This window comes from Streptomyces sp. SudanB25_2051, from assembly GCF_964272635.1.
Classification (GTDB): Bacteria; Actinomycetota; Actinomycetes; order Streptomycetales; family Streptomycetaceae; genus Streptomyces.
This window is the reverse complement of the sequence record NZ_OZ186787.1, coordinates 1,590,760-1,612,019: the sequence shown is the minus strand read 5'-3', so window position 1 is coordinate 1,612,019 and position 21,260 is coordinate 1,590,760. Positions and strand designations below refer to the sequence as shown.

The window sequence follows — 21,260 nt, the reverse complement described above, 5'->3', positions numbered from 1 at the left end:
GCTCAGCCCCGCACTCCGCACAGGTGCAGCAGCGACGCCACCCTGCGGTACGGGTCGGTGCGCCCCGCGCGGTCCTCCGCGGCCAGCAGCCGGTCCAGCTCCTGCGCCGCCGGCAGGCCCTCGTCCTTGGGCACCGTGTCGGTGAAGACCCGCACGCCGTACCAGGCCTGCAGCGGCGCCGCGATCCCGGCGAGCGTCGCCGTCAGCGTGTCGAGCCGGTCGGCGCGCATCGGCACGCCCAGCTCGCTCGCGCAGGTGTCCGCGTCGAACGCGGCGAGCGCGCCCGCCCAGTCCCCGGCCAGCCCCGGCCGCATGGCCAGCGCGTCCGCGTTCCGTACGACCAGGGACAGCAGCCCGCCGGGGGCGAGCATCCGGGCGAGCCCGGCCAGCATGGCGTCGGGCTCGTCCACGTACATCAGGACGCCGTGGCACAGCACGACGTCGAAGCTGCCGGGCGTGAAGTGCACACCGGTCTCCCGGCCGTCGCCCTCGATCAGCCGGAACCGCTCGCGGATGCCGGCCGGCTCCCCGGCCAGCGCCTCGCGGGCGACCCTCAGCATCTCCGGGTCGGACTCCAGGCCGGTCACCGTGTGCCCGGCCCGGGCCAGCCGCAGGGCCTGCGTGCCCTGGCCCATGCCGACGTCGAGTATCCGCAGCCGCTGACCCACCGGGTAGCGGGCGGCTATCTGCTCGTCCAGCTGCCGCGCGATCAGCTCCTGGCGGACCGTGTCACGCAGTCCGCCGAGCCCGCCCAGCCATTCCGCCGCCGTGCCTCCGCATCCGGAGACCGCGGTGCTCAGGGCCGCTCTCCCCGTTTGACCTGCGGCTTCGGCAGCCGCAGGCGGCGCATCTGGAGCGAGCGCATCAGGGCGTACGCCACGGCGCCGCGCTTCGGCTCGTCCGGGAAGCGCTGCTTCAGCTGCTTCTTCAGGCGGATCGCAAGACCGATCGAGTCCACGATGATCAGCACGATCACGCCCAGCCACAGCATCGTGGCGATGGCCTGCATGTTGCCGACCTGGATCACCGACAGGACCAGGATCACCAGCGCCAGCGGCAGGAACATCTCGGCGACGAAGAACCGCGAGTCGACGAAGTCCCGCACGAAGCGGCGGACCGGCCCCCGGTCGCGGGCGGGCAGGAAGCGCTCGTCGCCCGAGGCCAGCGCCTCGCGCTGACGGGCCAGGTCGGCACGCCGGGCCTCGCGCTGGCGGCGCATCGCCTCCTTGCGGTCGAGCGGTGGCGTCACCGCGCGGCGGCGCTGGGACTGGGCCTCGCTCCGCTTCGGGGTCGGGCGGCCCTTCGGGGCCTGCGGGTCGCGGGGCTGCTTGGAGAGGTCCGCCGTCACCTTGCCGGTGGGGGCCTTCTCATCCTTCGAACGGCTACGGAACACAAAGCCCAAGGGTACGGGGTGCCGCGCATGGACCCCACCCCGGCGGGGAACGATCCGGCAACGGCCCGCGTCCCCATCGGCAGGCCCCGACGGTCGCCCCGACGTCCTTCTACTCCCTGCGCCGGAGAAGAGGACGCCGCCAGTCGTCCTTGGGGAGGAGCGCAACAGCGCTCGAACAGTGCGGTAATGGAAGCAGGGCCCGTACTGTGGGTTCTGTCGGAGTGCTGCAGCCGAGTCGGTTCAGAAGGGGGCGCGCGAAGCCCATGAGCGGTGTCATGAAGCGTATGGGGATGATCTTCCGCGCGAAGGCGAACAAGGCCCTGGACCGGGCCGAGGACCCGCGCGAGACCCTCGATTACTCGTACCAGAAGCAGCTGGAGCTGCTCCAGAAGGTCCGGCGCGGCGTGGCCGACGTGGCGACCTCCCGCAAGCGCCTCGAACTCCAGCTGAACCAGCTGCAGAACCAGTCCGCCAAGCTGGAGGACCAGGGCCGCAAGGCGCTGGCGCTCGGCCGCGAGGACCTCGCCCGCGAGGCGTTGTCCCGGCGCGCGGCGCTCCAGCAGCAGGTGACCGACCTGGAGACGCAGCACCAGACGCTCCAGGGCGAGGAGGAGAAGCTGACCCTCGCCGCGCAGCGCCTCCAGGCCAAGGTGGACGCCTTCCGCACGAAGAAGGAGACCATCAAGGCCACGTACACCGCCGCGCAGGCGCAGACCCGCATCGCCGAGTCGTTCTCCGGCATCTCGGAGGAGATGAGCGACGTGGGCGTGGCCATCCAGCGCGCCGAGGACAAGACGGCGCAGCTCCAGGCCCGCGCCGGCGCCATCGACGAGCTGCTCGCCTCCGGCGCCCTCGACGACCAGTCGGGCCTCGCCAAGGACGACATCCAGGCCGAGCTGGACCGCCTGTCGGGCGGTACGGACGTGGAGCTGGAGCTGCAGCGCATGAAGGCCGAGCTGGCCGGCGGCACGACCCCGCAGCAGGCCATCGAGGGCGGCGACGGCACCCAGCAGGGCCAGGCGCAGGGGCAGACCCGGCCCCGGTTCGACAAGAGCTGAGACCCGGCGAGGGCCGACCGGCCGGGCCCGCCGGGCCCCGGCCGGCCCGACGCGGGCCTCCGATCCGAGACCGAAGGACGGCGCGACATGATCGTACGGATCATGGGGGAGGGCCAGGTCAGCCTGGCCGACGGGCACTTCGCCGAGCTGGACGAGCTGGACGACGAGCTGCTCGCGGAGATGGAGACCGGTGACGAGGCCGGCTTCCGCCGGACCCTGCACGCCCTGCTGGACCGGGTCCGCGAGCTGGGGGAGCCGCTCCCCGACGACTCGCTGGAGCCGTCCGAGCTGATCCTCCCCTCCCCGGACGCCACCCTGGACGACGTGCGCGCCCTGCTCTCCGACGACGGCCTGATCCCGCCGGTGTAGCGGGTACGGCGCCGATCCGGACGCACGGGCGCAGGCGCCGGCCCGGAGCCCTCGGGCGCGGCGGCACGGCCCCCTTCCACCGTGCCCTCCCGCCGGTCCGGCGCCGATCCGGCCGTCCAGCCGCGCATCCGGCACACCCCCTGGCACGTCGCCCCTTCGCGGGCGGCGCACCCCCGCACCCCGCCGCCGCTCCCTCGGCGCGCCCCCGCACGTCCGTGCCCTCGCACGTCCGTGCCCCGCCGTCCACCCGCGGGTGGCGGCCGGCGGGGAGGCTCCGCCGCCGGGGCTACCCTCTCGGTGTGCCGGCCCAAGGAAACGCCCTCACCCGCTGCCGCGACTGGCTCCGCGCGCACCCGCTCGCCTGCGACGCCCTCCTGGCCGCGGCTGTCCTCGGGGCGATGGTCCTCGGCTCCTTCGCCGACCCGCACGGCAACGGCACCGGCCCCACCTTCGGCACCCGCTCGCCCCGCCCGGCCGGTGTCGTCCTGATGGTGGCGGGCGCCGCCGCCCTGGTGGCCCGGCGCCGCGCGCCCAAGGCGGTGCTCGCCTGCACGGCCGCCGCGACGGTCGCCGAGTTCGTGGCCGGCGACCCGCCCGCGCCCGTCGCGATGAGCGCCGTCGTCGCCCTGTACACGGTGGCCTCCCGCACCGACCGGCCCACCACCTGGCGGGTCGGCCTCGCCACCATGACCGTCCTGACGGCCGCCGCGATGTCCTTCGGCTCCTCCCCCTGGTACAGCCAGCAGAACCTGGGCGTCTTCGCCTGGACCGGCATGGCAGCGGCGGCGGGCGACGCGGTCCGCAGCCGCCGCGCGTTCGTGGACGCCATACGGGAGCGCGCCGAACGCGCCGAACGCACCCGCGAGGAGGAGGCCCGCCGCCGGGTCGCCGAGGAGCGCCTGCGCATCGCCCGTGACCTGCACGACGTCGTCGCCCACCACATCGCCCTGGTGAACGTCCAGGCCGGGGTCGCCGCCCATGTCATGGACCGCCGCCCCGACCAGGCGAAGGAGGCCCTCGCGCACGTCCGGGACGCCAGCCGCTCCGCGCTGGACGAGCTGCGCGCCACGGTCGGGCTGCTGCGCCAGTCCGGCGACCCGGAGGCCCCCACGGAGCCCGCGCCGGGCCTGGGCGTCCTGGACGACCTGCTGGAGACCTTCCGCAAGGCCGGCCTGCCCGTGCGCCTGGCCCGCACCGACCAGGACACGCGCCTTCCGGCGGCCGTCGACCTCGCCGCGTACAGGATCGTCCAGGAGGCCCTCACCAACGTCCGCAAGCACGCCGGCCCGGCCGCGACCGCCGAGGTGAGCGTCCTGCGGGTCGGCCCGACCATCGAGATCACCGTCCTCGACGACGGCGGCACCCCCGCCGCCCGCGTCAAGGCACCCGCCGAGCCGCCCCCCGAACGGTCCGGCGGACACGGCCTGCTCGGCATGCGCGAGCGGGTCGCGGCCCTCGGCGGCGCCCTGTCCACCGGCCCCCGCTACGGGGGCGGCTTCCGCGTACAGGCGATACTTCCCCTCACCGCACGCTCCGGGGAGGACCTGGTCCCATGACGACGAACGAGCCGATCAAGGTGCTGCTCGCCGACGACCAGGCCCTGCTGCGCAGCGCGTTCCGGGTGCTGGTCGAGTCGGAGCCGGACATGCGGGTCGTCGGGGAGGCGTCCGACGGCGCCGAGGCGGTCGCCCTGACCCGCGCCACCTCGCCCGACGTGGTGCTGATGGACATCCGCATGCCCGGTACGGACGGGCTCGCCGCGACCCGCGAGATCTCCGCCGACCCGGCGCTCGCCCACGTCCACGTGGTGATGCTGACGACGTTCGAGGTCGACGAGTACGTCGTGCGGTCGCTGCGCGCCGGGGCCTGCGGCTTCCTCGGCAAGGGCGCAGAACCGGACGAGCTGCTCAGCGCCATCCGGGTCGCCGCCGCCGGTGACGCCCTGCTGTCGCCCGCCGCCACCAAGGGCCTGATCGCCAGGTTCCTCGCGCAGGGCCCGCCGGGGCCGTACGACCTGACGGCGGACGCGGACGGAGACGGCGCCGCCGCCGGCGGCGGGCGCCCCGGCGGGCCGGGCGGGCACGCCGAGCGGCTCGCGGGGCTGACGGGCCGCGAGCGGGAGGTCCTCGGGCTGGTGGCCGCCGGGCTGTCCAACGACGAGATCGCCGGGCGCCTCGCGGTGAGCCCGCTGACGGTCAAGACCCATGTGAACCGGGCCATGGCGAAGCTCGGCGCCCGCGACCGCGCCCAGCTGGTCGTCTTCGCGTACGAGTCGGGGCTGGTACGCCCGAGGGTGGACTGAGGGGCCCTCCGGCGTACTCCGAACGTGGTAGCGGGCGGCGCGAGGAATGGACCTGGGGGCGAGGGAACCACCCTCCCCGATGGCGGATGGTGTGAGGGTCCGTACGCCCGACCCTCCCGACCCCTGCCCGATCCGCCTCCCGCCCCGCCGCACCGGCGGCGGCCGCGGGCGGTCCGGGCGGCCACGCCGCGCCACATCCGGAAGAGAGACCCACGACGCCATGTCCTGGCTGTCCAGATTCAGCCTCGCCCAGCGGGCCCTCATCGGCCTGATGTCGATCGTCGCGCTCGTCTTCGGCACGATCGCGATACCCCAGCTCAAGCAGCAGCTCCTGCCGTCCATCGAACTGCCCATGGTCTCGGTCCTCGCGCCGTACCAGGGCGCCTCGCCCGACGTGGTCGAGAAGCAGGTCGTCGAACCCCTGGAGAGCTCCCTCGAAGCCGTCGACGGCATCAAGGGCGTCACCTCGACGGCCAGCGAGGGCAACGCCCTGATCATGGCCACCTTCGACTACGGCGACGAGTCGACCAAGCAGCTCGTCGCCGATGTCCAGCAGGCGGTCAACCGCGCCCGCGCCCTGCTGCCCGACGGTGTGGACCCGCAGGTCGTCGCCGGCTCCACCGACGACATCCCGACCGTCGTCCTCGCCGCGTCGTCGACGGCCAAGGACCAGCAGGCCCTCGCCGACCTGCTGGAGCGGACCGTCGTGCCCGCCCTGGAGGAGATCGAGGGCGTCGGCCAGGTCTCCGTCAGCGGCGTCCAGGACCTCCAGGTCTCCGTCACGCCCGACGACCGGAAGCTCGCCGCAGCGGGCCTGACGACCGTCCAGCTCGCGGACGCCCTCCGGTCGGGCGGCGCCACCGTCCCGGCCGGTTCGTTCGCCGAGGCCGGCGAGAGCCGCACCGTGCAGGTCGGCGGCGGCTTCACCACCCTGAAGCAGATCGAGGACCTGCGCATCCCGCCGGCGCAGCCCGGCAAGGGCGGGGCGGTCCGCCTCGGCGACATCGCCACCGTGAAGCAGGAGGAGTCCGCCCGTACCTCCCTGACCCGGACGAACGGCAGGCCCAGCCTCGCCGTGATGGCGACGATGGACCAGGACGGCAGCGCCGTCGCCATCTCCGACGCCGTCGCCGAGAAGCTGCCCGACCTGCGGAAGGACCTGGGCGAGGGCGCCGAGCTGACCGTCGTGTCCGACCAGGGCCCGGCAGTCGCCAAGTCGATCTCCGGCCTCACCACGGAGGGCGCGCTCGGCCTGGTCTTCGCGGTCCTCGTCATCCTCGTGTTCCTGGCGTCGATCCGCTCGACCCTGGTCACGGCGGTGTCGATCCCGCTGTCCGTCGTCCTCGCGCTGCTCGTGCTGTGGAGCCGCGACCTGTCGCTGAACATGCTGACGCTCGGCGCGCTCACCATCGCCATCGGCCGGGTCGTCGACGACTCGATCGTCGTGCTGGAGAACATCAAGCGGCACCTCGGCTACGGCGAGGAGCGCCGGCCCGCGATCCTGACGGCCGTGCGCGAGGTGGCCGGCGCGGTGACCTCGTCGACGCTGACCACCGTCGCCGTCTTCCTCCCCATCGGCCTGGTCGGCGGCATGGTGGGCGAGCTGTTCGGCTCGTTCTCGCTGACCGTGACGGCCGCGCTGCTGGCGTCCCTGCTGGTGTCGCTGACGGTCGTGCCGGTCCTGTCGTACTGGTTCCTGCGCGCCCCCAAGGGCACGTCGGCCGACCCGGACGAGGCGCGCCGCGCCGCCGAGGAGAAGGAGGCCCGCAGCCGCCTGCAGCGGATGTACGTGCCGGTGCTGCGCTTCGCGACGCGCCGCCGCCTCACCAGCCTGGGCATCGCCGTCGTGGTGCTGCTCGGCACCTTCGGGATGGCGCCGCTGCTGAAGACGAACTTCTTCGACCAGGGCGAGCAGACCGTCCTGTCGGTCAAGCAGAAGCTGCCGGCGGGCACCAGCCTGGACGCGATGGACGCGGCCGCGAAGAAGGTCGAGAAGGTCCTCGCGTCGGCCGAGGGCGTCGAGGACTACCAGGTGACGGTCGGCTCGTCCGGCTTCATGGCCGCGTTCGGCGGCGGTACGGGCGCCAACCAGGCGTCGTACCAGGTGAAGCTGGCGGAGTCGGCGTCGTCCGAGGAGGTCCGGGACCGGATCGACGAGGAGCTGGGCCGGCTCGAGGGCATCGGCGACACGACGATCGCCGCCGGCGACGGCTTCGGCAACCAGGATCTGAGCGTCGTGGTCAAGGCGGCCGACGCCAAGACCCTGCGCGAGGCCGCGGAGGCCGTACGGGCGGAGGTGGCCGAGCTGAAGGACGTCACCGACGTGCAGAGCGACCTCGCCCAGTCGGTGCCGCGCGTGTCCGTGCGGGCCACCGCGAAGGCGGCCGACGCCGGGTTCGGCGACGCGGCGCTCGGCATGGCCGTCGCCCAGGCGGTGCGCGGCACCCCGGCCGGCAAGGCGGTCCTGGACGACACCGAGCGGGACGTCGTCATCACCTCCGCCAGGCCCGCCCGCACCCTCGCGGAGCTGCGGGCGCTGCCGCTCGGCCCGGTGAGGCTCGGCGACATCGCGGATGTGAGGCTGGTCCCCGGACCGGTCTCGATGACCCGCATCGACGGCTCGCGGGCCGCGACGATCACGGCGAGGCCGACCGGCGACAACACGGGCGCCGTCAGCGTCGAACTCCAGAAGAAGATCGACGCCCTGGATCTGCCGGACGGCGCGACCGCGTCCATCGGCGGTGTCTCGGAGGACCAGCAGGAGGCGTTCGCCAACCTGGGCCTGGCCATGCTCGCGGCCATCGCGATCGTGTTCATGCTGCTGGTGGCGACGTTCCGCAGCCTGGTCCAGCCGCTGATCCTGCTGGTGTCGGTGCCGTTCGCGGCGACGGGCGCGATCGGCCTGCTGGTCGCCACGGACACGGCGATGGGCGTCCCGGCGATGATCGGCCTGCTGATGCTGATCGGCATCGTGGTCACCAACGCGATCGTGCTGATCGACCTGATCAACCAGTACCGGGCGCAGGGCCTCGGCGTGGTCGAGGCGGTCGTCGAGGGCGGCCGCCACCGGCTCCGCCCGATCCTGATGACCGCGCTGGCCACGATCTTCGCCCTGGTCCCGATGGCGCTGGGCATCACCGGCGAGGGCGGCTTCATCGCCCAGCCGCTGGCGGTCGTGGTGATCGGCGGCCTGATCACCTCGACGCTCCTGACGCTGCTCCTGGTGCCGACGCTCTACGCGATGGTCGAGCTCCGCAAGGAACGCCGCGCGGCGAAGCGTGCGGCGAAGCGCGGCACGGCCACCCCGGAGGCCGGTACGGAGGAGGGCGCCGACTCCCTGGCCGCCGCCACCCGCTGACACCACCCCGCTGCGGGCCCCGCCCCCAACCCGGCGGGGCCCGCGGCGGCCCCCGAGCCTGCTGCGGATACCCGGCCGGTACCGCTACGGGCACCCGGCCGGTCTTGCTGTGGGCAATCGTTCCGCAGGGCGGAACGGGTGGGCACCGCCCATGACGGGCGGCGCCCGCAACCCGTACCCGCGCCCCGCGCACCCGGCACCGCCGGGACCCCCCGGCTCCGGGTCCGTACAAGAAACCCCCGCGCACGCGGAAACGCCAAGAGGGGCGCCCCCCCCACCAGGGGGCGCCCCTCGGGCATGCGCGCGGCGCGGCGGTTACGGCAGCGCCAGCATCCGCTCGAGCGCCAGCTTGGCGAAGTGCTCGGTCTCGGCGTCCACCTGGATCCGGTTCACCAGGTTGCCCTCGGCCAGCGACTCCAGCGCCCACACCAGATGCGGCAGGTCGATCCGGTTCATCGTGGAGCAGAAGCACACGGTCCGGTCGAGGAAGACGATCTCCTTGCCCTCGTCGGCGAAACGATTCGCCAGTCGCCGCACCAGGTTCAGCTCCGTACCGATGGCCCACTTCGACCCGGCGGGCGCCGCCTCCAGGGTCTTGATGATGTACTCCGTGGAGCCCACGTAGTCCGCCGCGGCGACGACCTCGTGCCGGCACTCGGGGTGCACCAGCACATTGACGCCCGGGATGCGCTCGCGGACCTCGTTGACCGAGTCCAGCGAGAACCGGCCGTGCACGGAGCAGTGCCCGCGCCACAGGATCATCTTCGCGCCGCGCAGCTCCTCGGCGGTGAGCCCGCCGTTCGGCTTGTGCGGGTTGTAGACGACGCAGTTCTCCAGGGACATGCCCATGTCGCGCACGGCCGTGTTGCGCCCGAGGTGCTGGTCGGGCAGGAACAGGACCTTCTCGCCCTGCTCGAAGGCCCAGTCGAGGGCGCGCCGGGCGTTGGACGAGGTGCAGATGGTGCCGCCGTGCCGGCCCGTGAACGCCTTGATGTCGGCCGAGGAGTTCATGTACGAGACCGGGACGGTGACGTCCGCGATCCCCGCCTCGGTGAGGACGTCCCAGCACTCGGCGACCTGCTCGGCGGTGGCCATGTCGGCCATCGAGCAGCCGGCGGCCAGGTCGGGCAGGACCACCTTCTGGTCGTCGCCGGTCAGGATGTCCGCCGACTCGGCCATGAAGTGCACACCGCAGAAGACGATGTACTCCGCCTCGGGCCGGGCGGCCGCGTCCCGGGCGAGCTTGAAGGAGTCGCCCGTGACGTCCGCGAACTGGATGACCTCGTCGCGCTGGTAGTGGTGGCCGAGGACGAACACCTTGTCCCCGAGCTTCTCCTTGGCAGCGCGGGCGCGCTCCACCAGGTCCGGGTCGGACGGCGAGGGGAGGTCGCCGGGGCACTCGACGCCCCGCTCGCTCTTGGGGTCGGCCTCGCGGCCGAGCAGCAGCAGGGCGAGCGGCGTCGGCTGGACATCCAGGGGCTGGGCGGTGGTCACGTCACGCACCCTTTCTACTGAGCCTTTTCGTCTAATTGACGCTATCTATCATAACCGGCTCGCGTCACTTTGACGATGTCCATAGTGTCGATGTGACGAATTCGCGGTCCACAGGCCGGTGCTTGCGCGCGACGCGGTGTGCGAGCATGAAAGGGAAGGACCGGGCGCGGCCCGGAATGAATCGGCGACCCCGCCGGTTGCACCCGTCGGCAAGCAGTCTCCGAACAACCCGGGAGAAAAGCAGATGTCCGTATCGGACGAGAAGACCACTGTCAGTGACGGCATCATCCTGACGGACGCCGCCGCGGCGAAGGTCAAGGCCCTGCTCGACCAGGAAGGCCGCGACGACCTGGCGCTCCGTGTCGCCGTTCAGCCGGGTGGCTGCTCGGGCCTGCGCTACCAGCTCTTCTTCGACGAGCGCTCGCTCGACGGCGACGTCGTCAAGGACTTCGACGGCGTCAAGGTCGTCACCGACCGCATGAGCGCTCCGTACCTGGGCGGCGCCTCCATCGACTTCGTCGACACCATCGAGAAGCAGGGCTTCACCATCGACAACCCGAACGCCACGGGTTCCTGCGCCTGCGGCGACTCCTTCAGCTGATCCGCTGACGGCGGCGCGCCCGCCCACGCCGAAACGACGGCCCCCCGACCCCTCCCGGTCCGGGGGCCGCCGCTTTCCGCCTGCCGCGCGCCATCACGCATCTGCCGCCGCGCCCGGTCGACGCGCGCCGCCCGCCCGCGCCCCGCGCAGGCGGACGGAGGCTCACCGGCGGAGCCGTACGCCGCGCCCGGCCCCGCCGGCCGGCACCGGCGGCCCGCGCACCGCGCCGAGCCGCCGCCGTGCCGGGGCCCGCGGGCCCCGGCCCGTGCGTCACCGCACCGGCGCGCCCGGCCCCGGCAGGGGGCGGCCCGTCGCCGCGTCGACCACGGCGCGCTTCCCGACCGGCGCGTCCAGCGTCACCGTCGCCTCCACCTCCAGCGCGATCGCCACGCAGGCCCGATTCGGCCCGCCCGGGATCTCGAACAGCCGCAGCCGCACCTGCGAGTCCGTCTCGTAGACCCGCACCAGGTACGGGTTGCACACCCCGCCGCCGAACGACACCCGCAGCCGCCGGTCCTGCGGCGTGTACGGATGGACGGTCAGCTGCGACGGCTCCGCCTTCGGGTACAGCCGCTCCAGCGGCACCGCCGGGTAGCCGAACCGGTGGGGCCGCCCGTCCCGCTCGCCCTCGAACAGCCACGTCGGCACCAGCGTCGCCCCGGTGCGCCCGGACATCGGCGACAGCCCGAGCACGGCGCCGCGGATGGTCACCTGGGGCTCACCGGGCCCCTTCGGCGGCTTCGTGCCCGGCTCGCACGGACCGGACGGGTCGGCGCCGGCCCCCTGGACGCCCGCGCCCGGGTCCACGGCGCCGACGTCGTGGGCGGCCGCACCCCCGGTGCCCGCTCCGGCGGCACCCGGCACCCCGGCCTGCGGCGCGCCGGCGCCGTCCCCGTGCGGCACGGGCGTCGCGCAGCCGCCGACGCCCCTCCTCGGCCACACCGCGCCCACCGTCTGGTTCAGCTCGCGCACCGCCTGCTCCGCGCTGATCACCGGATACGCCTCACCGCGCGCGAGGTCGCGCAGCCGCCCCTCGGCGACGACCACGCCGCCACCGGGGTCCACGGTGAACTCCGGCCCCCACTCCAGGGTCGGCAGCCCGTCGACCCGCGGCTCGGCGGTCACCCGCCGCATCGACTCCCGCGTCTCCGAGCGCACGGCGGCGTCCGCCATCCCCAGCGCCTTCAGCATCGGCGCCACGGCCCGCCGGGCCGCCTCGTCGCTCACCGGCCGGTCGCCCGGGCCGGTCCCGCACCGCTTGCCCCGCGCGCAGTCGTCGCCGACCGGGCCGCGCGCCTCGTACCGCCAGTCCCCGGTCTCGTAGACGTTCAGCGACGGGCCCGAGCCGTCCTTCTGCGGGCCGACCCGCCAGCCCACCGGGCCCTTCACCGGCGGCGCCGTGAAGCCCAGGGCCTTCGCCAGCCGGGCCGCGTCCGCCGCCGTCACCTTCCCGGGCGCCCGGTACGCGTGGCCCTTCTCCGGCGCGTCCGGCAGCGGGCCCGCCACCCGGTACCGGTCACCGCCGTACGGGTCCGGCTCACCGGGCGCGATGCCCGGCCCCGTGCCCTCGCCGCCCGGTGCCGTGCCGCCGGGCGACGGGGACAGGGCGGGCCCGCCGCGCCCGTCCACCGCGGCGCCCGTCGACACCGCGTCCGAGCCGCCGGAAGGGGCCACCGCCAGATACGTCCCGCCGCCCGCCACCAGCACCGCGGCCGCCACCCAAGCGGCCGCGAGCGGCGGCCGCCGCCGGCCCGGGCGCACATCCGTGCTGGTCTCCGTCTCGCTCACCGCAACGCTCCTTCGTCGGTCCACGTCACCAGTCGTATCCCCGTCTGACCGGAGACAGGGGTGTGACGGAGCGGACGGGCGAGCGGTTCCCTGAGCCGTACGGGTGTCAGACGCCGTACTCCGCGGTGGCCGCGATGAGCCGGACGGACGAAGGCTCCACCACCACCCCGTGGATCAGCGAAGGCGGCACCGGCGCGGGCGCCGCCACCGCCGGCACCCTCCAGTGCGGCGCCATCCGCGCGGAGTCCCCGCGCAGTTCCGCCAGGGTGACCTCGGGCTCGGGCCGCTCACGCGTGATGTTGTTCGCCATATCGGCACCGTACGCAGGCCACGCCCGACCGAGAAGACCTACTATCGGGTAGTTTCCGCTCTTCGCGGGTGGCCCGTCACCCGGTAGCGTGAACTGTCCATGCTGTCTCCCCGCAGGAGCATCCCGCCGTGCGTATCGCAGTCACCGGCTCCATCGCCACCGACCACCTCATGACCTTCCCCGGCCGATTCGCCGACCAGCTCGTCGCCGATCAGCTGCACACGGTCTCCCTCTCCTTCCTCGTCGACAACCTCGACGTCCGCCGGGGAGGCGTCGGCGCGAACATCTGCTTCGGCATGGGCCAGCTGGGCGCCCGCCCGATCCTCGTCGGCGCCGCCGGGTCCGACTTCGACGAGTACCGCGCCTGGCTCGACCGGCACGGCGTGGACACCGAGTCCGTACGGATCTCCGAGGTCCTCCACACCGCCCGCTTCGTCTGCACCACCGACGCCGACCACAACCAGATCGGCTCCTTCTACACCGGCGCCATGAGCGAGGCCCGGCTCATCGAGCTGAAGGCCGTCGCCGACCGCGTCGGCGGCCTGGACCTGGTGCTCATCGGCGCGGACGACCCCGAGGCGATGCTCCGCCACACGGAGGAGTGCCGGAGCCGCTCCATCCCCTTCGCCGCCGACTTCTCCCAGCAGATCGCCCGCATGGACGGCGAGGAGATCCGCACGCTCCTCGACGGCGCGACGTACCTCTTCTCCAACGAGTACGAGAAGGGCCTCATCGAGTCCAAGACCGGCTGGAGCGACGAGGAGATCCTCGGCCGCGTCGGCCACCGCGTCACCACCCTCGGCGCCCGCGGCGTGCGCATCGAGCGCGTCGGCGAACCCGTCATCGAGGTCGCCTGCCCCGACGAGGAGGCCAAGGTCGACCCGACCGGCGTCGGCGACGCCTTCCGCGCCGGCTTCCTGTCCGGCCTGTCCTGGGGCGTCGGCCTGGAGCGCGCCGCCCAGGTCGGCTGCATGCTCGCCACGCTGGTCATCGAGACGCTGGGCACGCAGGAGTACACCCTGCGCCGCGCCCACTTCATGGAGCGCTTCACCAAGACGTACGGCGACGAGGCCGCCGCCGAGGTCCGCGCGCACCTGTCCTGAGGCACGCCGGTTCCGCCGCGCCCACCCGTACCGCGGGGGCGCGGCGGAGCGGTTCGGCGCCGCGGGGGCTCAGGCCCGCCGCCGCACCACGTACGCCGTGCCCCCGTCCGCCGGCTCCTCGCCCACGTACTCCTGGCCCCGCATCCCGCACCACGCCGGGATGTCCAGCCGGGCCGCCGCGTCGTCGGCGAGCACCCGCACGGTCCCGCCCACCGGCACGTCGCCGATCACCTTCGCCAGCTCGATCACCGGCACCGGGCACCGCTTGCCCAGCGCGTCCACCACCAGCTCGCCGCCCCCGCCGGACACGTCCCCGGCCGGCCCGGCCACCGGAGCCCCGAGCCGCTCCCGCACCCCGGACACCACCCCCGGCAGCACCTCCAGGAAGCGCTCCACCTCCTCCTCCGCCACCCCCAGGGGGAGCGAGATCCGGACATTTCCTTCCGACAGCACACCCATCGCCCGCAGGACATGGCTGGGCGTCAGCGTCGAACTGGTACACGACGAACCAGACGAAACGGAGAAACCGGACCGGTCCAGCTCGTGCAGCAGCGCCTCACCGTCCACGTACAGGCACGAGAAGGTCACCAGATGCGGCAGCCGCCGCTCCGGGTCGCCCACCACCTCCACCTCGGGCACCGACGCCGCCACCCGCGCCCTGATCCGCTCCACCAGGCCCCGCAGCCGCCCCGCCTCCGCCGCGGCCTCCTCCCGCACCGCCCGAAGCGAAGCCGCCGCCGCCACGATCGCCGGCAGGTTCGGGAACCCGGGCGACCGCCCCGACTCCCGCTCGTCCGCCGGCCCCGGCACCGCGAACCGCACCCCCTTGCGCACCACCAGCAGCCCCACGCCCGCCGGGCCGCCCCACTTGTGGGCGCTGCCCGCCAGCAGCGACCAGTCGCCCTCCACCGGCCCCCACGCCAGCGACTGCGCCGCGTCCACCAGCAGCGGCACCCCCGCCGCCCGGCACGCCCCGGCCACCTCCGCGACCGGCTGCACCGTGCCCACCTCGTGGTTGGCCGACTGCAGGCACGCCAGCGCCGTGTCCTCGCGCAGCGCCCGCGCGTACGCCTCCGGGACCACCGCCCCGGTCCGCTCCACCGGCACCCGCGCCACCGCCCCGCCGGCCGCCTCGTGCGCCTCCGCCGCGTGCAGCACCGACGAGTGCTCCACCTCCGACACGACCAGGTGCCGCCCCGTCCGCCGGCGCCCCGCCAGCGCCGCGGCCACGCCCGAGTGAACCGCGTGCGTCCCCGAAGGGGTGAACGTCAGCTCGTCCGGGCGGCACCCCACCGCCTCCGCCGCGGCCTCCCGCGCCGCGTCCAGCAGCATCCGGGCGCGCCGCCCCTCCCGGTACAGGCGCGCGGGATCGGCCCACCCCTCGTCCAGGGACGCCTGGAGCGCCTGGCGTGCGACGGGGTGCAGGGGAGCGGAGGAAGCGACGTCGAAGTAGGCCACACCGACACGCTAACTCCGTACCGTCCGGAGGCCCGCGAACGGGCCCGCCACCTGCGTTCCCGACCCGAAAGAGGGGTCCGGCGGCGCGTTGGGCACCCTCCCCGCGCGACGCCAAATAGCGTCCAGTAGGGTTTGGTCCGCATAAACATCCAAACCCCTGCCCGCGTCAGGGCGGCGACCGACCAGCGAGACGGCCGCAGCCGAACCCGCGGGCGAGACTCTCGGGAAGGCGCTACGTGAGTCCCAACGGCTCCGACCGCTCGTCGCGGCGCCCGATGCGGCGGAAGCTGCCGCAGGTGCTGACTGCGGGCCTGATCCTGGCTACCGCCACCGGTTGCTCGTACAACTGGGAGGACTTCCCTCGCCTCGGTATGCCCACCCCGGTGACGGAAGAGGCCCCGCGGATCCTCTCCCTCTGGCAGGGCTCGTGGGCGGCTGCGCTCGCCACGGGCGTGCTCGTGTGGGGCCTGATCCTGTGGAGCGTCATCTTCCACCGGCGCAGCCGCACCAAGGTCGAGGTTCCTCCGCAGACCCGGTACAACATGCCCATCGAGGCGCTGTACACGGTCACCCCGCTCATCATCGTCTCGGTGCTCTTCTACTTCACCGCGCGTGACGAGTCCAAGCTCCTCGCTCTCTCCGAAAAGCCGGCTCACACCATCAACGTGGTCGGCTACCAGTGGAGCTGGGGCTTCAACTACATCGAGAACGTGGACGGCGACGCCGCCACGGGCGCCAAGCCCTCCCCGGAGCTTGCCGCCATTCCGGACAAGTGGCAGAAGCAGTTCCCCGCCGGTGCCGAGGGCGTCCACGACTTCGGCATCCCGGGGACGCGGAACCCCCAGAACGGCAACCCGGGCCCGACGCTGTGGCTGCCCAAGGGCGAGAAGGTCCGGTTCGTCCTGACCTCCCGCGACGTCATCCACTCCTTCTGGGTGGTCCCCTTCCTGATGAAGCAGGACGTCATCCCGGGCCACACCAACGCCTTCGAGGTGACCCCCACCAAGGAGGGCACCTTCCTCGGCAAGTGCGCCGAGCTGTGCGGCGTCGACCACTCCCGGATGCTCTTCAACGTCAAGGTCGTCTCCCCTGAGCGCTACCAGCAGCACCTCAAGGAGCTGGCCGAGAAGGGGCAGACCGGCTACATCCCGTCGGGCATTCAGCAGACGGACCCGGCCAGGAATGCGGAGAAGAACCAACTGTGAGCATCCTCAACGAACCTCAGGGTGCCGCCACGGCAGCTGACGGCTCGAAGGAGCCGTACGAGAACGAGCTGCCCGTCCGGCGCAAGCAGCCCGGCAACGTCGCCGTGAAGTGGCTGACGACCACCGATCACAAGACGATCGGCACGCTCTACCTGGTCACCTCGTTCGTCTTCTTCTGCATCGGCGGTCTGCTGGCGCTCTTCATGCGCGCCGAACTGGCCCGTCCCGGCACGCAGATCATGTCGAACGAGCAGTTCAACCAGGCGTTCACGATGCACGGCACGATCATGCTGCTGATGTTCGCGACGCCGCTGTTCGCCGGTTTCGCGAACTGGATCATGCCGCTGCAGATCGGCGCGCCCGACGTGGCGTTCCCGCGGCTGAACATGTTCGCCTACTGGCTCTACCTGTTCGGCTCGATCATCGCCGTGGCCGGCTTCCTCACCCCGCAGGGTGCCGCCGACTTCGGCTGGTTCGCCTACACCCCGCTGTCGGACGCCGTCCGCTCCCCGGGTGTCGGCGCCGACATGTGGATCATGGGTCTGGCCTTCTCCGGCTTCGGCACGATCCTCGGCTCGGTCAACTTCATCACCACGATCATCTGCATGCGCGCCCCCGGCATGACGATGTTCCGCATGCCGATCTTCACCTGGAACGTGCTGCTGACCGGTGTCCTGGTCCTGCTCGCCTTCCCGGTGCTGGCCGCCGCGCTCTTCGCGCTGGAGTCCGACCGGAAGTTCGGCTCGCACATCTTCGACCCGGCCAACGGCGGTGCCCTGCTCTGGCAGCACCTCTTCTGGTTCTTCGGCCACCCCGAGGTGTACATCATCGCGCTGCCGTTCTTCGGCATCGTCTCGGAGATCGTCCCGGTCTTCAGCCGCAAGCCGATGTTCGGCTACATCGGCCTGGTAGCCGCGACCATCGCGATCGCCGGTCTGTCCGTGACCGTGTGGGCCCACCACATGTACGTCACCGGCGGTGTGCTCCTGCCGTTCTTCTCCTTCATGACCTTCCTGATCGCGGTCCCGACCGGTGTGAAGTTCTTCAACTGGATCGGCACCATGTGGAAGGGCTCGCTGTCCTTCGAGACCCCGATGCTCTGGACGATCGGCTTCCTGGTCACCTTCACCTTCGGTGGCCTCACCGGTGTGATCCTGGCCTCGCCGCCGATGGACTTCCACGTCTCCGACTCGTACTTCGTCGTCGCGCACTTCCACTACGTCGTCTTCGGCACCGTGGTCTTCGCGATGTTCGCCGGATTCCACTTCTGGTGGCCGAAGTTCACCGGCAAGATGCTGGACGAGCGCCTCGGCAAGATCACCTTCTGGACGCTGTTCATCGGCTTCCACGGCACCTTCCTCGTCCAGCACTGGCTGGGCGCCGAGGGCATGCCGCGCCGCTACGCGGACTACCTCGCCGCGGACGGCTTCACCGCCCTGAACACGGTCTCCACGATCAGCTCGTTCCTGCTGGGCATGTCGATCCTGCCGTTCTTCTACAACGTCTGGAAGACCGCCAAGTACGGCAAGCAGATCGAGGTCGACGACCCGTGGGGTTACGGCCGGTCGCTCGAGTGGGCCACGTCCTGCCCGCCGCCGCGCCACAACTTCCTCACGCTGCCGCGCATTCGCTCGGAATCCCCGGCGTTCGACCTGCACCACCCTGAGATCTCCGCGATCGACCAGCTCGAGAACCAGGGCCGCAAGGACACCGCGCTGGTCGGCGGCAAGGAGGCCGGCAAGTGAAGATCCAGGGCAAGATGTTCATCTGGCTGAGCTTCTTCATCCTGGCCATGGCCGTGCTGTACGGCCTGTGGTCGAAGGAGCCGGTCGGCACCACCGCGCTGTTCATGGCCTTCGGCCTGGCGATCATGGTCGGCTACTACCTGGCCTTCACGGCCAAGCGCGTGGACGCCATGGCCCAGGACGACAAGGAGGCCGACGTCGCGGACGAGGCCGGTGAGCTCGGCTTCTTCTCGCCGCACAGCTGGCAGCCGCTCTCCCTGGCCATCGGTGGCGCGTTCGCCTTCCTCGGCGTCGCCCTCGACTGGTGGCTGATGTTCTTCTCCCTGCCGGTCATCCTGATCGGCATCTGGGGCTGGGTCTTCGAGTACTACCGTGGTGAGAACCAGAACCAGTAACCACCCGCAGCGGTGAGAGGGACCCGGCGGTCTTCCGTAAGGAGGCCGCCGGGTCCCTCTTTTGCAGCCATCCGGCGTGCCGCGTTCGACAGCCGTTCCTACGGTGTGCTTATGAGCCACAAGCCGAGCGTCCGCATCGCCCTCAGCTGCTCCCTGCTGGTCGTCGCCGCAGGTGCCGGCGCGGCCGGCTGCTCCGACGGGCCGGACGGCCACCCGCTCGCCGCGCGTCCCTACGACGCCGCACGGCAGATCGCGTTCGCCGGCCTCCCCGACAACCGCGAGGCGCCCCTCGACAAGCCCCTCGCCATCACCGCCAAGGACGACGACGCCCGCATCACGGACGTCACCGCCGTCGACGAGGCCGGCCACCACCTGGCCGGAGAGCTCTCCTCCGACGGCCGCCGCTGGCGCTCCACGGCGCCGCTCACCGCCGGTGCCCGCTACACCGTCCGCGTCGCCACCGAGAACAGCGACGGCGCCCCCGGCGCCCGTACGCTGGCCTTCCAGACGGCCAGGGCGGAGAAGGTCGTGAAGGTGGAATTCGGCCCGGAGGCGGGCAAGTACGGCGTCGGACAGCCCCTCACGGCCACCCTCAGCGCCCCCGTCACCTCCCAGGCGGGCCGCGCGGCCGTCGAACGCTCCCTGAAGGTCAGCTCCACGCCCGAGGTCACCGGCGCCTGGCACTGGGTCGACGACAAGAAGCTGCACTTCCGGCCCCGGGAGTACTGGCCCGCCGGCGCGTCCGTCACCCTGACCAGCACCCTCGCCGGGGTGCACGTCGAGCGCGGCGTCTACGGCACGGCCACCCCGCCGCTCAGGATCGACATCGGCGACCGGGTGGAGGCCATCACCGACGCCTCCACCCACCAGATGGTGGTCAAGCGCAACGGAGAAGTGATCAACACCATTCCGGTGACCACCGGCAAGCCCGGCTTCGCCACCCGCAACGGCGTCAAGGTCGTGCTGGAGAAGCAGCCTTTCGTACGGATGCGCAGCACCACCGTCGGCATCGCCGAGGGCAGCAGCGAGTCGTACGACCTGCCCGTCCACTACGCCACTCGGGTCACCTGGAGCGGCGAGTACGTCCACGCGGCGCCCTGGTCGGTCGGCTCGCAGGGGTACGCCAACGTCAGCCACGGCTGCGTCGGGATGTCCACCTCCAACGCCGCCTGGTTCTTCGAGAACATCCGGCGCGGCGACATCGTCCAGGTCGTCAACAGCCAGGGCGAGGAGATGACCCCGTTCGGGAACGGCTTCGGCGACTGGAACCTGCCCTGGGACCGGTGGCGTCAGGGCAGCGCCGTCCAGGCGACCACCCGCGAGGGCGCCACCCCGGCCCGGCTGAGCCCCCGCCCGCTCTGAGCGGCGCGCCCGGCGCGCAGGGGCCCCGGAGGCCGGCTCAGGCCTCCACGGACAGCCGGCTGCGCAGCAGCCCCGCCAGGGAGTCGGCCAGCTCCGCCGGGTCGACCGGCAGCGTCACCGCCGCGTCGGCCCGGCTCCAGGTCGCCAGCCACGCGTCCTGGGCCCGCCCGATCAGCAGCAGCACCGGCGGGCAGTCGAAGACCTCGTCCTTGATCTGCCGGCACACGCCCATGCCGCCCGCCGGAACGGCCTCGCCGTCCAGCACGCACACGTCGACCCCGCCCTGGCCCAGCCGCTCCAGCACGGCCGGCAGGGTCGCGCACTCGACGTACTCGACCGGGGGAACGTCGGCCGCGGGGCGCCGCCCGGCCGCCAGCCGCACCTGCGCGCGGGTGTTCGCGTCGTCGCTGTAGACCAGTACGGTGGCGCTGGACTGCATGGTTCCTCCGAGTTCGTAACGGGCAGTGCTCGGTAACCGATGCGGCGGATGCTACTCCGTCACACCGCCCGTCAACACCGGTCCGACACCGCCCGGAACGCCGCTTCGATGGGCCGTTCGAGGCCGCTCGGGGGGCCGGCCGGGGGCGGGGACACTCCGAACGGCACCCCCCGGAGTGAGGGCGGGATAAGCGACCGACATAATGTCGGTCGTGGCGACAGCAACGACAGTAGATACCGGGCACGCGCACCCGTCGGTCAATCGGCCGAACCTCACCAGCGTCGGAACCATCATCTGGCTGAGTTCCGAGCTGATGTTCTTCGCGGCCCTCTTCGCGATGTACTTCACCCTGCGTTCGGTAACGGGTGCCGAATACTGGTCCGAGCAGGCGGGCCACCTGAACTTCCCGTTCTCGGCGACCAACACCACGATCCTGGTGCTCTCCTCCCTCACCTGCCAGCTCGGCGTCTTCGCCGCCGAGCGCGGCGACGTGAAGAAGCTGCGCGCCTGGTTCATCGTGACGTTCATCATGGGCGCGATCTTCATCGGCGGCCAGGTCCTCGAGTACACCGAGCTGGTCAAGGAGGCGGGCATGTCCCTCTCCTCCGGCCCGTACGGCTCCGTGTTCTACCTGACCACGGGCTTCCACGGCCTCCACGTGACGGGTGGCCTCATCGCGTTCCTGCTGGTTCTCGGCCGGACGTACGCAGCGAGGCGGTTCACTCACGAGCAGGCAACCGCCGCCATCGTCGTGTCCTACTACTGGCACTTCGTCGATGTCGTCTGGATCGGCCTCTTCGCCACGATCTACATGATCAAGTAATCGGGCAAGACCCGAAGTTCCAGCAAGCATCGACGCAGAAGATCCTGACACCGGGGT

General features: G+C 72.4%; 19 protein-coding genes. 12 read left to right on the top strand and 7 right to left on the bottom strand.

Features of this window, described 5'->3' with window-relative positions; all coding sequences use genetic code 11:
* Positions 1 to 2: 2 nt before the first annotated feature.
* A complete protein-coding gene (locus ACSUPT_RS07125; protein ID WP_351965641.1) occupies positions 3 to 737 on the bottom strand; it encodes a class I SAM-dependent methyltransferase in 735 nt (244 codons plus the stop codon).
* 59 nt (positions 738 to 796) lie between these two features.
* Entirely contained in the window at positions 797 to 1,393 is a 597-nt protein-coding gene (locus ACSUPT_RS07120; RefSeq protein WP_351965545.1) for a DUF3043 domain-containing protein, read from the bottom strand.
* Between the two features lie 263 nt (positions 1,394 to 1,656).
* On the opposite strand from ACSUPT_RS07120, the gene ACSUPT_RS07115 reads away from it, so the two are divergent.
* From ACSUPT_RS07115 to ACSUPT_RS07095, 5 genes are all read left to right on the top strand, one after another.
* Positions 1,657 to 2,451 (top strand): PspA/IM30 family protein, encoded by a 795-nt coding sequence (locus ACSUPT_RS07115; RefSeq protein ID WP_351965546.1) that lies wholly within the window; start codon positions 1,657 to 1,659, stop codon positions 2,449 to 2,451.
* A gap of 87 nt (positions 2,452 to 2,538) precedes the next feature.
* The gene (gene pspAA, locus ACSUPT_RS07110; protein WP_351965547.1) at positions 2,539 to 2,820 is read left to right on the top strand and encodes a PspA-associated protein PspAA; all 282 of its coding nucleotides are present in this window, start codon (positions 2,539 to 2,541) and stop codon (positions 2,818 to 2,820) included.
* A 299-nt stretch (positions 2,821 to 3,119) separates the two neighbouring features.
* Positions 3,120 to 4,376, top strand: a complete 1,257-nt coding sequence (locus tag ACSUPT_RS07105; protein ID WP_436943737.1) for a sensor histidine kinase — start codon at positions 3,120 to 3,122, stop codon at positions 4,374 to 4,376.
* On the top strand, positions 4,373 to 5,122 hold the full coding sequence (locus ACSUPT_RS07100) for a response regulator transcription factor (protein ID WP_351965549.1): 750 nt from the start codon (positions 4,373 to 4,375) through the stop codon (positions 5,120 to 5,122). The genes ACSUPT_RS07105 and ACSUPT_RS07100 overlap by 4 nt, the downstream gene beginning before the upstream one ends.
* Positions 5,123 to 5,342: 220 nt before the next feature.
* Positions 5,343 to 8,480, top strand: coding sequence for an efflux RND transporter permease subunit (locus tag ACSUPT_RS07095; protein WP_436943735.1), 3,138 nt, complete (start codon positions 5,343 to 5,345; stop codon positions 8,478 to 8,480).
* 315 nt (positions 8,481 to 8,795) lie between these two features.
* Here ACSUPT_RS07095 and nadA read toward each other — a convergent pair whose 3' ends face one another.
* Positions 8,796 to 9,983, bottom strand: coding sequence for a quinolinate synthase NadA (nadA, locus tag ACSUPT_RS07090; protein WP_436943733.1), 1,188 nt, complete (start codon positions 9,981 to 9,983; stop codon positions 8,796 to 8,798).
* Positions 9,984 to 10,218: 235 nt separating this feature from the next.
* Between nadA and erpA the strand changes: the two genes are divergently transcribed.
* On the top strand, positions 10,219 to 10,575 hold the full coding sequence (erpA, locus tag ACSUPT_RS07085) for an iron-sulfur cluster insertion protein ErpA (protein ID WP_023589056.1): 357 nt from the start codon (positions 10,219 to 10,221) through the stop codon (positions 10,573 to 10,575).
* A 270-nt stretch (positions 10,576 to 10,845) separates the two neighbouring features.
* Here the strand turns inward: erpA and ACSUPT_RS07080 are convergent, their stop codons facing one another.
* Together ACSUPT_RS07080 and ACSUPT_RS07075 are read right to left on the bottom strand one after the other, a co-directional pair.
* Positions 10,846 to 12,363, bottom strand: a complete 1,518-nt coding sequence (locus ACSUPT_RS07080; RefSeq protein ID WP_436943731.1) for a hypothetical protein — start codon at positions 12,361 to 12,363, stop codon at positions 10,846 to 10,848.
* Between the two features lie 106 nt (positions 12,364 to 12,469).
* Positions 12,470 to 12,673 (bottom strand): hypothetical protein, encoded by a 204-nt coding sequence (locus tag ACSUPT_RS07075; RefSeq protein ID WP_351965553.1) that lies wholly within the window; start codon positions 12,671 to 12,673, stop codon positions 12,470 to 12,472.
* 128 nt (positions 12,674 to 12,801) lie between these two features.
* Here ACSUPT_RS07075 and ACSUPT_RS07070 point away from each other — a divergent pair, with 128 nt between their 5' ends.
* Positions 12,802 to 13,776, top strand: a complete 975-nt coding sequence (locus ACSUPT_RS07070) for a carbohydrate kinase family protein (RefSeq protein ID WP_351965554.1) — start codon at positions 12,802 to 12,804, stop codon at positions 13,774 to 13,776.
* Between the two features lie 69 nt (positions 13,777 to 13,845).
* Here the strand turns inward: ACSUPT_RS07070 and ACSUPT_RS07065 are convergent, their stop codons facing one another.
* The gene (locus tag ACSUPT_RS07065; protein WP_351965555.1) at positions 13,846 to 15,234 is read right to left on the bottom strand and encodes a cysteine desulfurase/sulfurtransferase TusA family protein; all 1,389 of its coding nucleotides are present in this window, start codon (positions 15,232 to 15,234) and stop codon (positions 13,846 to 13,848) included.
* A 236-nt stretch (positions 15,235 to 15,470) separates the two neighbouring features.
* Here ACSUPT_RS07065 and ctaC point away from each other — a divergent pair, with 236 nt between their 5' ends.
* From ctaC to ACSUPT_RS07045, 4 genes are all read left to right on the top strand, one after another.
* Positions 15,471 to 16,439 carry an aa3-type cytochrome oxidase subunit II gene (gene ctaC / locus ACSUPT_RS07060; protein WP_351965556.1) on the top strand — a complete coding sequence of 323 codons (969 nt, stop codon included), beginning with the start codon at positions 15,471 to 15,473 and terminating at the stop codon, positions 16,437 to 16,439.
* A complete protein-coding gene (gene ctaD, locus ACSUPT_RS07055) occupies positions 16,436 to 18,184 on the top strand; it encodes an aa3-type cytochrome oxidase subunit I (protein ID WP_351965557.1) in 1,749 nt (582 codons plus the stop codon). Before ctaC ends, ctaD begins: the two co-directional genes overlap by 4 nt.
* Positions 18,181 to 18,579, top strand: a complete 399-nt coding sequence (locus ACSUPT_RS07050) for a cytochrome c oxidase subunit 4 (RefSeq protein WP_351965558.1) — start codon at positions 18,181 to 18,183, stop codon at positions 18,577 to 18,579. The genes ctaD and ACSUPT_RS07050 overlap by 4 nt, the downstream gene beginning before the upstream one ends.
* Positions 18,580 to 18,690: 111 nt before the next feature.
* Positions 18,691 to 19,941 carry a L,D-transpeptidase gene (locus tag ACSUPT_RS07045; protein WP_351965559.1) on the top strand — a complete coding sequence of 417 codons (1,251 nt, stop codon included), beginning with the start codon at positions 18,691 to 18,693 and terminating at the stop codon, positions 19,939 to 19,941.
* Positions 19,942 to 19,978: 37 nt separating this feature from the next.
* Here the strand turns inward: ACSUPT_RS07045 and ACSUPT_RS07040 are convergent, their stop codons facing one another.
* Positions 19,979 to 20,380 (bottom strand): hypothetical protein, encoded by a 402-nt coding sequence (locus ACSUPT_RS07040; protein ID WP_351965560.1) that lies wholly within the window; start codon positions 20,378 to 20,380, stop codon positions 19,979 to 19,981.
* Positions 20,381 to 20,582: 202 nt separating this feature from the next.
* Here ACSUPT_RS07040 and ctaE point away from each other — a divergent pair, with 202 nt between their 5' ends.
* A complete protein-coding gene (gene ctaE, locus ACSUPT_RS07035) occupies positions 20,583 to 21,203 on the top strand; it encodes an aa3-type cytochrome oxidase subunit III (protein WP_023589066.1) in 621 nt (206 codons plus the stop codon).
* The last annotated feature ends 57 nt before the right edge of the window (positions 21,204 to 21,260 follow it).